We start from the raw sequence: 13,184 nt of genomic DNA, 5'->3' as shown, positions 1-13,184 counted from the left end.
TGTGCCGGGTGTGGGTAGGAGACTGGTTATGAAAGTCGGCTACTTCCTGTCCTGCGAGGAGTACACCCCCGCGGAGCTGATCGAGCAGGCGCGCCTGGCCCAGGACGCCGGCTTCCAGGGGCTGTGGATCTCGGACCATTACCACCCCTGGAACGACGAGCAGGGGCAGAGCCCTCTCGTCTGGTCGGTGATCGGCGCGCTGAGCCAGGTCGTCCAGATCCCCGTGACCACCGCCGTCACCTGCCCGATCATGCGGATCCATCCGGCGGTCGTCGCGCAGGCCGCGGCGACGAGCGCGGTGCTGCTCGACGGGAGGTTCGTCCTCGGCGTCGGTACGGGCGAAGCGCTCAACGAGCACATCTACGGCGACGCCTGGCCGACCGCGGGCGAACGGCTGGAGATGCTGGAGGAGGCCGTGCACGTGATGCGCGAGCTGTGGGACGGCGGCTTCGTCAACCACCGCGGCAAGCACTACACGGTCGACCAGGCACGGGTCTACACCCGCCCCGAGACTCCGCCGCGGGTCTACCTGTCCGCGTTCGGCCCGAAGGCGCTCGACCTCGCCGGCCGGATCGCGGACGGGTTCATGTCCACGCAACCGAACGCGGAGCACGTCGAGCACTTCCGCAAGGCGGGTGGCGGGGACAAGCCGGTGCAGGGCGGATTCAAGGGCTGCTACGCCGCGTCGGAGGACGAGGCCGTACGGATCGCGCACCGGTTGTGGCCGAACTCCGGCCTGCCGGGCGAGCTGTCACAGGTCCTCCCGTCGCCGAAGCACTTCGAGCAGGCGTCGCAACTGGTGACCCCCGGGATGGTCCGCGAGGCGATCGCCTGCGGCCCCGATCCGGCCCGGCAGGCCGAGCAGCTTCGGACCTACGAGGAGGCGGGATTCGACGAGGTGTACGTCGCGAATGTGGGCCCGAACTACGCCGAACTCATCAATCTCTACAAACGCGAGTTCCTTTCATAGTTTCCTGCCGGTTTCCCGTGTCGATTGGAGGTCGGGGACGATGCCACAGGCGTGGAGCAAGCAACGGGAACGTCAGTACGAGCACGTCAAGGAGAGCGAGATGGAGCGCGGACGCTCCGCCGGGCGGTCCGAGGAGATCGCCGCTCGGACCGTGAACAAGCAGCGCAGCGGTACCGGTGAGACGTCGTCTTCCCGCACGTCGTCCTCGCGTTCGTCGTCGGCCAAGGCGCCGTCTTCCCGTACGTCCGCGGCTTCGTCCCGGACGGGCGGGAAGACGGCGACGCCCCGGTCCCAGCCGGCGTCGGCGAAGGAGTCCGCGGCGACGAAGGCCCAGCCGGGCGCGAAGTCCCAGGCCCCGGCCGCGAAGACGGCAAAGTCGCAGGCGGCGTCGAAGTCGCAGGCGGCGTCGAAGTCCGCGGCGACGAGGAAGCCGACGGCGGCCGCCAAGACGGCGAACGTACGGTCGAGGACGGCGAGGACGACGACGAAGGCGGCCGAGGCCGCGACGAGGACGAAGGAGCAACTGTACGAGGAGGCCAAGCGCCGCAACATCGAGGGCCGTTCGAGGATGACGAAGGCCGAGCTGGAGAAGGCCCTGCGCTGACGACCCACATTTGACAGACTGCGGCCGGCGGATCTGGCGGCCGCAAGCTCGGGAGAAGCATGCGGCACCGAGGCACGCATGCCCCACCCAGCGGTGCCGGCCGCCCCCTGGATCCGCCCGGTGACCGCGGCCCGGTCCCCTCTTGGCCTGGCGGTTCGGTCCCTGCGTGGCGGTTCGGCCCCGGCCCGTCGGCCTTGGCCTGGCTGTTTAGCGCTGGCCTGGTTTGGTCTTGGCCTGGCGGTTCGGTCCCGGCCCGGTTCGGTCCCGGCCCGGTTCGGTCTTGGCCTGGCGGTTCGGTCCTGGCCTGGCGCGGTCCGACCTCGGGTTGATGCCCGAATTTGGCGCGGCCCGGCGGTCCGTTCGCCCCGGCCCGCCCACGTGTCGGCGCCGGATCGGCGCGGCGTCGCACCAAGCCGCGGTCGGCGAGGCCGCGCAGGTTGCCGGCCAGGTCAGCACCCAGCGACGGCTGGAACCGGCGGCCGACCACTCCGCTACGGGGGCGGTGATCGTCGCCCGTAGCGGAGCAACGGCTTGGTCGTCCAAGCGGACGCCGCGAATCCACCGACCCGGGCCGGCTGGCCGCGGGGCGCGGGGCGGTCCGCCGCGGGGTGCCGGTCGGTCCGCCGCGGTGAGGGCGGCCTGGTCGGCTTGCTCGGCTCCGTCGCTATCCGGGTCATCAGCGCATGGCAGTGATGCCGGCGGTCCCGGCCTGAGCGGTCCCGGCCTGAGCGGTCCCGGCCTGAGCGGTCCCGGCCTGAGCGGTCCCGGCCTGAGCGGTCCCGGCCTGAGCGGTCCCGGCCTGAGCGGTCCCGGCCTGAGCGGTCCCGGCCTGAGCGGTCCCGGCCTGAGCGGTCCCGGCCTGAGCGGTCCCGGCCTGAGCGGTCCCGGCCTGAGCGGTCCCGGCCTGAGCGGCCCAGGCGGGGTGGTCCAGGCGGGGCGGGCAAGCTCAGGTGGCCTGGCTCAGGTGGCCCGGCTCGGGCGGGTCGGTTCGGGCGGGTCGGTTCGGGCGGGTCGGTTTGGGCGGGTCGGCTTGGGCAGATGGGGCCACCGGCGGCAGGGCATCGGCAGACGGCACGCCAGTGGTGAGGTCACCGGCGGCAGGCCGCCGAAGTAGGCCACGATGCCTGGTCACCGGCGGTGGGCTTGCTGGGCCCGGATGCAGTTCGCTCCCTGGACGCTGTCGTTGCCGAAGTTCCCCAGCATCTCCGGCAGCGGCTACCGGAGCGTTGCCAGCCGTCCGGCTGGACCCTGCGTGAACCCGTGCCCGGATGAGCACCCGGCTGCACGCGGGTGTGAGAGCGTGCGGTCGGGCGGACCGCGCTCGCACATTGGGGCCGGCGACAAGCGTGCGGTGGCCGCGCGACCACGCCGCGGCCGGAGCTTGCCCACGGTGGGTGGTGGAGGTCGTCTCGCCGGGCTTGGGCCAGTGGGCCGTTCTCGGGAAGAAACAGGCGGCCGGACTGGGTCGGCCGTGCCCCGCCGGGGCGATGGGCGGGTGCGGCGAGTGCCGGTCGGCTGCTGCCGGGGCTCGGGTGCTGCCTGTGGTCGGGGCTCGCACGCTGCCTGCGGTCGGGACGAATGCGCTGCCTGTGGTCGGGACTGACACGCTGCCTGCGATTGGGACGGACGTGCTGCCTGGGGTCCGGATGGACGCGCTGCCTGCTGCCGTGGGCCGTGGACGGTGACGGGTTTGGGAGACGCTTCGGGCGGGCTCTGCCGGGGTGCTGAGATGGGCGCCGTCGTGCGTGGGGGAGACGCGGCGGCTTCGGCTGCCAGCCGGCGGGCCTTTGCCTCCCGCCAGGACTGTTCGACCGACTCCTCCAAGGCTCGGTTGTCCGCACGGGCCAGCTTGGCGGCATGGCGGGCGTGCAGGCCGTGCCGGCGGGCCTCGGCGAACTCGGCGCGGACCGCGGCACGGCGCCGGCGGCGCTCGCGCCAGGCGGCTGCCTGCGCGGCGAACCGCGCGTCCCAGTCGATCCAGGTTATGCCCTCGTCCGCCCCGTCCACACCGCCAACCTAAACCCCAAGTATGACAAAAACGGGCCGGCGTGCCCCCATTCCGCCACGCCGGCCCGCTGTGGTCACGTCACGAGCGGCACACGGCCGCGTGCCGGGCGGCTACGTCGCCCTCGGTTCGCCGCGATACGTGCCGAACGACCACAGGTTGCCCTCCGGGTCACGCACGCTGAAGCTGCGCGAGCCGTAGTCGGTGTCGTGGAGCTCTTCGATGATCTCGGTGCCCGCGGTCTTCGCGCGCGAGTGCAGCTCGTCGGGATTGTCGCAGACCACGTAACAGCCGAACGTGCCCGGCCGCAACGACCATACCGTGCCCTCGCGATCGCTGCCCAGCATGATGCCGCCGCCCAGCGGCCAGGATAGCTGGGCGTGCTCGACCACGTCGCCGTCGCCGTGCACGACGGTCTCCTCGAAGCCGAACACGTCGACCAGGAACCTGATCAGGCCCCGCGCGTCGGTGGCGCGCAACGTCGGCCACACCTGTGGTGGCGGTGTCTTGTCCGTCATACGGCCGAGTCTGCCGGAGTCAGCTCCTCGGCGGCTTGGACGTTTCGGAACTCCTCGGCCCACCAGCGGGCCGGCGGCACCCCGGCCAGAGCCGTGAACTCCCTGGTCAGATGGGCCTGGTCATAGTACCCGCAGTCGGCGGCGAGCGCGGCCAGACCGTACCGCCCGTGGTGCTCCGCCAGCAGCCGCCGCGCCCGGTCGAACCGTGCCACGCGCGCGGCGACCTTCGGGGCGAGGCCGATCTCGACGCCGAAGCGGCGGCTGAGGTACCGCCCGCTCCACCCGACCTCCCGGGCGAGCGCGGACGGCGCGACGGTCCCGTCGGAGGAGCACAGCCGCTGCCAGGCGTACGTCACCTCGGGCGGCGGCAGCGCCGACGGGTCGGCGCGCCGCGCGAGCATGGTGTCCACGACCCGGAACCGGGACCGCCAGTCGGGCGCGGCGGCCACGCGCTCGCGCAGCTCGGCGGCGAACCGCCCGAGCACGTCCGCGGCGTCGACGTCGGTCTCGGCGAGCTCGCCCGCCGGCAGGCCGAGCACCGCCCGGGCGCCGAGCGGTGACAGCGCGATCTGGATCCCGGATCCGTGCCCGTCGTTCGCGATCATCGCCGGCGCGGTGTGGAGCCCGCCGATCAGCGACTCGTAGGTCCCGGGCGGGGTCCGCGGGTCGGGGTGCGCCGTGACGCGCAACGGCTCGTCGATGGTCACGACGACGGTGATGTACGGCGAGGGCAGCCCCCGATGCGGCCCCGGCGGACCGCCCTGCCGGTAGCCGCTGTACCACCCGGCGAACGACCGCACCGCGGCTGCCGGTCGCCACCGCACGTGCTCGGCAGTCACCCCTCCACCGTAGAGGAACAACTCGGCGGGCACCGCTGCCGGAAGAACGTCTACGCGCCGCGGCGGCGTTCGGCGGGGTTGACCGGCCAGGGTTTCGTCGCGGGGGGACCCGCGTCGGGCTTGGGGACCAGGTCACGGGTGTCGCCGGCGAGCGCGCCGTCGACGGTGCGGTAGGCCGGGATCGTCGTCAGCGTGCCGCCCTCGCGCAGGGTGTGCACGACCTGCGGGGTCGGCGCGGCGAGCACCAGCGATCCGCCGTGCTCGGTGGCGATGCCCGCGGTGACGCGCAGCATCATCACGCCGGTGCAGTCGATCGCGGCGACGTCGGCCAGGTTGACGACGATCCGCGGTTGTGGCCGCAGCAGCAACTGGGAGAGCGCGGTCTCTAACTGCATCGCGCTGGCGGCGACGAGGTCCCCGTGACAGGTCAGCACCGTAGCGGCCGCGAATCGTTCCACCGCAAGAGTCAGGGCTGCCATGCTCCCGACGATACGGTTGGTGGTGACCGTCAGTGAACCTCTGTCCAGCCGGGAACACCGGCCGTCCGGCCGTCCACCCACCGGCCGGTCGTCGCGGTGCTTGATCCGCCGCCCGGGTGTTTCGATGGGCGATTCCGCCGGGTACGCAACCAGTTGACGCTTTGACACGTCGCGCCCTCCGAAAGGTACAAATGACCACCAAACCGGCAGTCGTGGACTGTGCCCTCTACGTCGGCGGGGTCCGGCAGCCCGCCGACGGGCCGCTCGACGAGCTCTACGAACGCGCCCGCGGGCGGCCCGACGCGTTTGTCTGGATCGGGCTCCACGAACCGGATCCCGGCGACTTCCGCGCGGTGGAGAAGGTCTTCGGCCTCCACCCGCTGGCCGTCGAGGACGCGCTCAACCCGAACCCGCAGCGGCCCAAGGTCGAGCGGTACGAGGACGTCACGTTCCTCGTCGTCCGCACCGCCCGGTACCTGCCGCACGGGAAGCTGACCGAGACCAGCGAGGTGATCGACACGGGCTCCGTCCGGCTGTTCCTCGGACCCCACTTTGTCGTCACCGTGCGTCACGGTGAGTCAGGCGAGCTGCGCGCCGCCCGCCTGGACCTGGAAGCGCATCCCGCGCACCTCGCCGCGGGGCCGTGGGCCGTCGTGCACGCCGTCCTCGACAAGATCGTCGACGGCTACCTGGCCATCGCCGGTGCCTTCGACACCGACGTGGCCGAGCTGGAGGCCGCCGTCTTCCGCCGCGACAGCGGGATCAGTGTCGAGCGGGTCTACCAGCTCAAGCGGGAGCTGATGGAGTTTCGCACGGCGGCCGTGCCGTTGCAGCGGCCGTTGCTCGTGCTGCTCGACAAGCAGACGTTCGCACTGCCGAAGGAGATCCGCCGGTACTTCCGTGACGTCAACGACCACCAGACCCGCGTCGTCGAGCAGATCGTCAACCACGACGACATCCTCAACTCGATCTTGCAGGCGCGCCTCGCACAGGTCACCGTCGACCAGAACAATGACATGCGCAAGATCGCCTCGTGGGCCGCGATCGCCGCGCTGCAGACCGCGATCGCCGGCATCTACGGCATGAACTTCGCCTACATGCCCGAGCTGCACTGGCGCTACGGTTATCCGGCGGTACTGGCGGTCATGCTCGGCAGCGGCCTGCTGCTGCACCGGGTGCTGCGCCGCAACGGCTGGTTGTAGCGCAAGGCCGCGAAGCTGAGCCGGGCGGTCGTCCGTCGACCCCGGTGTTGCGCGACGGGACGGGCTGTCGCGCGATCGCGCGGGCGGGTCTCTGTCGCTCGTGGTCGCCGCTGATCCGGGACGGCGCGTCCCGGACCGGGCGGCGCCTTGATCATGGGAAAGATGCGGCTGCCCCGATAGCCAGATCTTTCCCATGATCAAGGCGCCGCGAGGTATGGCGGCGGACTGTGCCGGAACGCGTGCCGGCCGGTGCGGTCGGGGATCGGGGCCGGGCCGACGGCGCAGCAGGTCGCGGTCCCGGCGGCGACCTGGGTCCGCCCGGCGTCCCGGATGAGCCGCACGGGCAGGCCGGCCGCCTCGGCGTCCGCGCAGACCCGGCGAAGCCGCTCGTCGCCGGTCACGCGCAGCACCACCTTCGGCTGCCCCTCCCGCAGCCAGGTGCGGAAGTCCGCCGACCCCAGGGTGTCGAGCGCCGCGGCCACCGCGGCGTGGGCCGACCTGCGCGGCGATCTTGCCCTTCCCATCTCGAGGTCGGTGCGGACGACGGGGACGAGCTTGGTCGGCACGGCCCGGAGCCTACCCGCGCCGCGTCGTCACACACGGGAAGGAACCACTCCCTTGCCGTGACCCTCATCCTTCGATACGACGCCGACCCATGTTGACGGCGGCGATAGTGTGCCTTGTCAATATCATCCCCGAACCCGGCGTGCCACCGTCGGCCACGGCCACCCCGCCCCGGTCCGGCATGCCGTCGTAAGGAGGCTCAATGCTGCGGAAACGCCTGGTCACGACTGCGGTCGCCGTCCTCGCCGCACCGGTGCTCGTCGCCCTGCCGGTGTCCCCGGCACAGGCGGCACCGGTGAAGGCACCCGCGGCGCCGGGTGCGAGCAAGACGTCCGACACGCGGCACATGACGCGCACGCAGTTCACGCTGGACGGCAAGCTGGTCGACACGTCGAAGATGGCCAAGCCGGCGCAGCGGCGCTCGTTGACCGCGGCGGAGACCCCGCCGGTCGGCACCGTCCGTCAGTGGCTAGGTTCAGACGACTACCAGGGCAGGTTGTACCGCAAGAACTACGTCCTGCGCGGGGTCGGCGAGCACATCGAGGTCTGGGTCGCGGTCGACACCTCGTTCCCGGCGGGCGACTGCCGTAACTCGGTGCCGAACACCACCACGATCACGGACGCTCAGGTGGCGAACTTCATCCACGAGTTCGACACCAACATGTACCCGAAGGAGACGGCCGCGTTCTCCACCCCGCCGGACCGCGACGGCAGCAACGCGCTGCTGGGCCCGGACGCCAACGGCAACGGCGGCGTCTACACGGGTGGCGGCAACAAGACGGTGACGCTGGTCGACAACGTCCGGGACGACAACTACTACACGTTCCCGGCCGCGCCGACCTACATCGCCGGCTTCTTCTCGACGCAGTTCAACGAGCTGTTCGACCGTAACGTCATGACGATCGACGCGTACGACTGGGAGCACCGCACCGGCGCCGACCCGGTGGACGCGCCGACGGGCGACCTGTGCACGAGCCGCCCGGCGCGCCCGCACCTCTACGAGGGCACGTTCGCGCACGAGTGGCAGCACCTGCTGCAGAGCTACACCGACCCGAACGAGGGCGTGTGGCTGAACGAGGGTCTGAGCGACTTCGCGCAGACGCTCACCGGCTACGTCGACGGCACGAAGACGGTGTACGACAAGGGCGGCGACGGCCACCTGTACTGCTTCCAGGGTTACGGTCCCGTACAGACTCCGTACAACCCCAACCCACGCGACTGCGGTGGTGCCCAGAACTCGCTCAACCTCTGGGGCGAGGGCGGCAGCGGCTCGGGGGTGCTCGCCGACTACGGCAACGCCTACGAGCTGATGCTGTACCTCTACGACCGCTTCGGTCAGGACATCATCGAGCGGCTGCACCGCGACGGTGCTCTGCAGGGCATCGCCAGCCTCGACGCCCAGGTGAAGGCCGAGGGTGCCAAGGGCGGCGCTTACGAGGTCCTGCGCGACTACCAGTCGATGGTGCTGCTGGACAAGATCGTCGGCGATTCCAAGTGGGGGATCGTCCTCGGCGCGGACAAGAAGAAGGTGACCTCGAAGAGCCTGCGCTCGACGGTGAACCTCGCAAACCCGCAGTCCTACAGCGTGCCCGGGGCGGCGCCCAACGGCGCCGACTACGTGCTGCTGCAGAAGAACGGCCAAGCCCTCAAGGGCAAGGACCTGCGGTCCTTGAAGTTCAGCGGAGCCTCGACGCTGCCGGCCCTGCCGCTGGCGTGGACGCTCGTGAACAACGACCCCGACCGGCCCGGCAACTCGGTGCTGTTCTCCGGCAACGCGAACAACACCGACGCCTCCGCGGTCATCCAGGTGACCGTGCCCGCCGCCAGCCCGACGCTGACCTTCCTCGCGAAGTACGGCGCCGAGCTCGGTTACGACTACGGCTACGTCCAGGTCTCGACCGACGGTGGCACGACCTACACCTCGATCCCGGGTGACAAGACCGTCGCCGCGCCGTTCGGCCCCGGCCTGAACGGCACGACGACCGGCTTCGAGCCGCACAGCTTCGACCTGTCGGCGTACGCGGGCAAGCAGATCCTGCTCGCCTTCCGCTACGTCAGCGACGGTGGGGTCAACGAGGGCGGTCTGCTCCTCGACGACATCACCCTCGGCGGCACCGTGCTGAGCGACGGGTCCAGCCTGGCCCCGTTCGACTCGCCCACGGAGATCAAGCCGGTTTCGGTCAAGAACTGGAACCTCAAGCTCGTCGGCATCGACGAGGCGAACTCGCTCGCCTGGCAGTTCGAGTTCAACGGCCAGAAGGACGTTTCGCTGAACTGGATCCAGCTCGCGCTGCTGTCGCTGTTCCCGAAGGTCGTGGCGATCGTCGCCTACGACGAGCCGACGGAGCAGGTCCAGCAGTACGCGCCGTACACCCTCACGGTGAACGGCGTCGTCCAGCCGGGCGGCGGCTCCTGAGATAGTCGCAACACCGGGGCGCCGGGCGCCCGCTCCGCGGAGCGGACGCCCGGCGTTTCCGTGTCCGGGTCACGGGTTTCGGGCCGCTCGGCCACGGCGGTCGGCTACGCCGGGGGCGGATTCCGCGGAGGGTTTCGGGAAAAGCCGATCAGGGCACGGGCTGTTGCGAAGAGGCTTCGCTCTGCGGCACCGGTCGACGCCCCGGAGACCGGACCGCTTCAGGAGGTGTACCTTGTCCGACGCGCAATCCGCCCCGGCACCGACCGGGGGTGTCATCCGCAGCCTCATCCCCGCGCGGATCGACCGGCTCTCCTGGGCGCCGTTCCACACCCGGATGGTGCTGGCGCTCGGCACCGCCTGGGTCCTCGACGGCCTGGAGATCACGATCGCGAGTGCGATCGGGGCGGTCCTCAACAAGCAGGAGACGCTCGGCCTCAGCAGCACGGAGGTCGGCGCGATCGCCACCGTCTACCTGCTGGGTGAGGTGTTCGGCGCGCTGTTCTTCGGGCGGCTCTCCGACGCGCTGGGTCGCAAGAACCTCTTCGTCGTGACGCTCGGCGTCTACCTCGCCGGCAACGCGCTGACCGCCCTGACCTGGGGCAACGACACCTTCGGCCTGATCTTTCTGTACCTGACCCGGTTCATCGCCGGCGCCGGCATCGGCGGCGAGTACGCCGCCATCAACTCGGCGATCGACGAGATGATGCCGGCGCGGTACCGCGGGCGCGTCGACATCGGCGTGAACGGCACCTACTGGGGCGGCGCCATCGTCGGCACCGTCGGCACGTACGTGCTGCTCAACCACATCTCGCTGAACATCTCCTGGCGGCTGGGCTTCCTCATCGGCCCGATCATCGGCCTGGCGATCTGGAACCTGCGCAGGCACCTCCCGGAGAGCCCGCGCTGGCTCATCATGCACGGCCGTGCGGCGGAGGCGGAGGCGAGCATCGCGTCGATCGAGCGTGACGTCGAGCGCTCCGGCCAGACACTCGCCCCGGTCGACGAGTCGCACGCGATCGAGGTGAAGCCGTCGCGTTCGCACGGCTACCTGTCGCTGATCAAGGTGCTCTTCTCGCACTACCCGGCGCGGTCGGCGCTCAGCGCGACGCTGATGATCACGCAGTCGTTCCTCTACAACGCGATCTTCTTCACGTACACGCTGGTGCTGTCGAAGTTCTACCACGTCGACGCGGAGCGGACGCCGATCTACCTGATCGCGTTCGCCGTCGGCAACCTCGCCGGTCCGCTGCTGCTCGGGCACCTCTTCGACACCGTCGGCCGGCGCAAGATGATCGCCGGGACGTACGTCCTCTCGGGTGTGCTGCTGGCGATCTCGGCGTGGATGTTCGACGCGGGCATCCTCAACGCGTTCACCCAGACGCTCGCCTGGTGCGTCATCTTCTTCTTCGCCTCGGCGGGCGCGAGCTCGGCGTACCTCACCGTCAGCGAGATCTTCCCGCTGGAGGTCCGGGCGCAGGCGATCGCGGTGTTCTTCGCCATCGCCCAGTGCTTCGGCGCGATCGGCCCGGTCTTCTACGGCTGGCTGATCGGCGAGGGTGAGGACCCGGGCAGGCTGTTCATCGGCTACCTGATCGGCGCCCTGGTGATGGTCATCGGTGGTGTGGTCGAGGCGGTCCTCGGCGTCGACGCCGAGGGCAAGTCACTGGAACACGTGGCCACGCCGCTGTCCGCGGTCGGCGCGGGCGTCCACGCGCCCGGCCAGGGCACGACCGCGCCCGGTCCGGGCACGGCCACGACCGGCTGAGGAAGGTCAGGGGACGACCGTGACGGGCCAGCGGCCCGCCTTCACCAGGCGGACCGCGAGGGAGCCGACGAAACGGTGCCCGAAACGGCTCGACGAGCCGACCACGACCGCGTCGGCGCGAAGCTCGTCGGCGACCCGTACCAGCTCCTGGTACGGGTCGCCGCGCACCGCGACGAACTCGGCGGTGATCCCGGCGTGGGCGGCGCCGGCCTCGACCTGGCGGCGCATGTCCTCGGTCGCCTCGGCGAGCGCCTGCTCGACCGCGCCGGCCGCGTCCGGGATGAGCCGGCTCGCGACCGGCGCCCCGGTCACGTAGACGACGACGAGCCGGGCCCGTTCCCGCCGCGCCAGCCCCGCGGCGTACGCCCCGGCCCGCATCGACCTGTCCGAACCATCGACACCGACCACGATCACCCGGGGGCCGTCGGTGCCCAGTTCGAAGCTCACGGCAACAGCATGCCGCAGCCGGGTCGGCGCGCCGCAGGGAGGTCACGGTCCGGGCGCCACCGCGACCGCCGTGCGGCTGGATCGCTCGTCCGGAAACAGGCCCGAGATCAGACCGTCACCGGCAGCGACTCGAACCCGCGCAGGACCCGCGTGGTGCGCCGGTGCGGCGTCCCGCCGACGGTCAGGCCGGGGTAGCGCTCGAACAGCATCCGCAGGCCGATCTCGCCCTCCAGCCGGGCCAGTGCCGCGCCGAGGCAGTAGTGCACGCCCGCGGAGAACGCGAGATGGTCGCGGGCGTTGCCGCGGGTGACGTCGAACCGGTCCGGGTCGTCGAAGGCGGCCGGGTCGCGGTTGGCGCCGCCGATCATCGGCACGACGACCTGCCCGGGCCGGAACCGGACCCCGGCGATCTCGACCGGGCGGCGGCAGACCCGTGCCGTGCTCTGTACCGGTGCGTCGTACCGCAGCGTCTCCTCGACGGCGTTGGGCCAGCGGTGCGGTTCGGCCGCCAGGACCTCGCGCTGCCCGGGATGGCGCATCAGCAGCGCCGCCCCGGTGCCGAGCAGGTTGACGGTGGTCTCGAAGCCCGCGGCCAGCAGCAGGCCCGCGGTCGCCAGCAGTTCGTCGTCGGTCAGTTGCTCGCCCTCGAGGTGGACCAGCCGGCTGAGCAGGTCGTCGCCGGGCTGCCGGCGCAGTCGCTCGAAGTGGCCGCGCAGCCAGGCGTTGACGTGCCCGATGTTGATCTCCGTTTGCCGGTACTGCCGGAAGGTCAGCCCGATGTCCAGCGTCGGCGCGGCGGCGGCGCCCCAGGCGAGGAACTGGCGGCGCATCCGCGTCGGCACGCCGAGGATCTCCGCGATGATCGTCACCGGCAGGAGCGACGCGTAGTCGGCGACCAGGTCGGCGGGCCGGTCCGCGAGCAGCCCGTCGCAGGTCTCCTCGATCTTCGGCCGGAGTCCCTCGATGGCCCGGGCGGTGAAGACCTTCGCGACGAGGCGGCGGTAACGGGTATGGTCGGGCGGGTTGACGACGAGCATCGACGGCGGGTCGACCGGCCCGATCGGCGAGTTGCGCCAGGCGAGCCGCCACACCGGTCCGAGCGGCCCGGGCAGCCCCTGCTCGGCGGCTCCCACGCCGAACGCGTCACTGCGCAGGACCGCGGAGACGACGTCGTGGTGGGCGGTGGCCCACATCAGCTTCCCGCGCACCAGCCGCCCGGCGTTGCGAACGGAGTCGTAGAACGGGTAGGGGTCGGCGCGGACGGCGGGGTCGACGAAGAACCCGGCCAGCCGGTCGCCGCTGCGGGCCGCTTTGGCGATGCCCGCTCGCATGAGTCCGTGCCTGGTCGCCCATCGCAACGCCATCCCCGTCATGG

11 protein-coding genes are annotated in these 13,184 nt (G+C 71.3%); 4 read left to right on the top strand and 7 right to left on the bottom strand.

Going from position 1 to position 13,184, the window contains the following annotated elements; translation table 11 throughout:
* Positions 1 to 28: 28 nt before the first annotated feature.
* Complete coding sequence (locus Drose_RS21005) at positions 29 to 970, top strand: TIGR03557 family F420-dependent LLM class oxidoreductase (protein WP_260722997.1); 942 nt, start codon at positions 29 to 31, stop codon at positions 968 to 970.
* A gap of 72 nt (positions 971 to 1,042) precedes the next feature.
* Here Drose_RS21005 and Drose_RS21000 read toward each other — a convergent pair whose 3' ends face one another.
* The 4 genes from Drose_RS21000 to Drose_RS20985 all read right to left on the bottom strand — a co-directional run bounded on the left by Drose_RS21000 (position 1,043) and on the right by Drose_RS20985 (position 5,415).
* The gene (locus Drose_RS21000; protein WP_260722996.1) at positions 1,043 to 1,582 is read right to left on the bottom strand and encodes a hypothetical protein; all 540 of its coding nucleotides are present in this window, start codon (positions 1,580 to 1,582) and stop codon (positions 1,043 to 1,045) included.
* Positions 1,583 to 3,692: 2,110 nt separating this feature from the next.
* Entirely contained in the window at positions 3,693 to 4,097 is a 405-nt protein-coding gene (locus Drose_RS20995) for a VOC family protein (RefSeq protein WP_260722995.1), read from the bottom strand.
* Complete coding sequence (locus Drose_RS20990) at positions 4,094 to 4,936, bottom strand: helix-turn-helix domain-containing protein (RefSeq protein ID WP_260722994.1); 843 nt, start codon at positions 4,934 to 4,936, stop codon at positions 4,094 to 4,096. Before Drose_RS20990 ends, Drose_RS20995 begins: the two co-directional genes overlap by 4 nt.
* A 50-nt stretch (positions 4,937 to 4,986) precedes the next feature.
* Positions 4,987 to 5,415: an STAS domain-containing protein gene (locus tag Drose_RS20985; RefSeq protein WP_260722993.1), complete on the bottom strand. Its 429-nt coding sequence runs from the start codon at positions 5,413 to 5,415 to the stop codon at positions 4,987 to 4,989.
* Between the two features lie 191 nt (positions 5,416 to 5,606).
* On the opposite strand from Drose_RS20985, the gene Drose_RS20980 reads away from it, so the two are divergent.
* The gene (locus Drose_RS20980; RefSeq protein ID WP_260722992.1) at positions 5,607 to 6,617 is read left to right on the top strand and encodes a magnesium and cobalt transport protein CorA; all 1,011 of its coding nucleotides are present in this window, start codon (positions 5,607 to 5,609) and stop codon (positions 6,615 to 6,617) included.
* A gap of 197 nt (positions 6,618 to 6,814) precedes the next feature.
* Here the strand turns inward: Drose_RS20980 and pth2 are convergent, their stop codons facing one another.
* Positions 6,815 to 7,183: an aminoacyl-tRNA hydrolase gene (gene pth2, locus Drose_RS20975; RefSeq protein ID WP_260722991.1), complete on the bottom strand. Its 369-nt coding sequence runs from the start codon at positions 7,181 to 7,183 to the stop codon at positions 6,815 to 6,817.
* A 200-nt stretch (positions 7,184 to 7,383) separates the two neighbouring features.
* On the opposite strand from pth2, the gene Drose_RS20970 reads away from it, so the two are divergent.
* Positions 7,384 to 9,597, top strand: coding sequence for an immune inhibitor A (locus tag Drose_RS20970; RefSeq protein WP_260722990.1), 2,214 nt, complete (start codon positions 7,384 to 7,386; stop codon positions 9,595 to 9,597).
* 232 nt (positions 9,598 to 9,829) lie between these two features.
* On the top strand, positions 9,830 to 11,362 hold the full coding sequence (locus Drose_RS20965) for an MFS transporter (RefSeq protein ID WP_260722989.1): 1,533 nt from the start codon (positions 9,830 to 9,832) through the stop codon (positions 11,360 to 11,362).
* A gap of 6 nt (positions 11,363 to 11,368) precedes the next feature.
* Here Drose_RS20965 and Drose_RS20960 read toward each other — a convergent pair whose 3' ends face one another.
* Together Drose_RS20960 and Drose_RS20955 are read right to left on the bottom strand one after the other, a co-directional pair.
* Complete coding sequence (locus Drose_RS20960) at positions 11,369 to 11,809, bottom strand: universal stress protein (protein WP_260722988.1); 441 nt, start codon at positions 11,807 to 11,809, stop codon at positions 11,369 to 11,371.
* Positions 11,810 to 11,916: 107 nt separating this feature from the next.
* Positions 11,917 to 13,173, bottom strand: coding sequence for a cytochrome P450 (locus tag Drose_RS20955; RefSeq protein ID WP_260722987.1), 1,257 nt, complete (start codon positions 13,171 to 13,173; stop codon positions 11,917 to 11,919).
* Between the last annotated feature and the right edge of the window lie 11 nt (positions 13,174 to 13,184).

This window comes from Dactylosporangium roseum, assembly GCF_025264685.1.
GTDB lineage: Bacteria > Actinomycetota > Actinomycetes > Mycobacteriales > Micromonosporaceae > Dactylosporangium > Dactylosporangium roseum.
The sequence above is the reverse complement of the archived record's forward strand: the minus strand, read 5'-3'. Positions and strand labels throughout refer to the sequence as shown.

Excerpts from the sequence above, each read along its gene's own strand:
- Drose_RS21005 (WP_260722997.1), top strand. The coding sequence starts at position 29 with ATGAAAGTCGGCTACTTCCTGTCCTGCGAGGAGTACACCCCCGCGGAG.
- Drose_RS20985 (WP_260722993.1), bottom strand. The coding sequence starts at position 5,415 with ATGGCAGCCCTGACTCTTGCGGTGGAACGATTCGCGGCCGCTACGGTG.
- Drose_RS20995 (WP_260722995.1), bottom strand. The coding sequence starts at position 4,097 with ATGACGGACAAGACACCGCCACCACAGGTGTGGCCGACGTTGCGCGCC.
- Drose_RS20970 (WP_260722990.1), top strand. The coding sequence starts at position 7,384 with ATGCTGCGGAAACGCCTGGTCACGACTGCGGTCGCCGTCCTCGCCGCA.
- Drose_RS20980 (WP_260722992.1), top strand. The coding sequence starts at position 5,607 with ATGACCACCAAACCGGCAGTCGTGGACTGTGCCCTCTACGTCGGCGGG.
- Drose_RS20955 (WP_260722987.1), bottom strand. The coding sequence starts at position 13,173 with ATGGCGTTGCGATGGGCGACCAGGCACGGACTCATGCGAGCGGGCATC.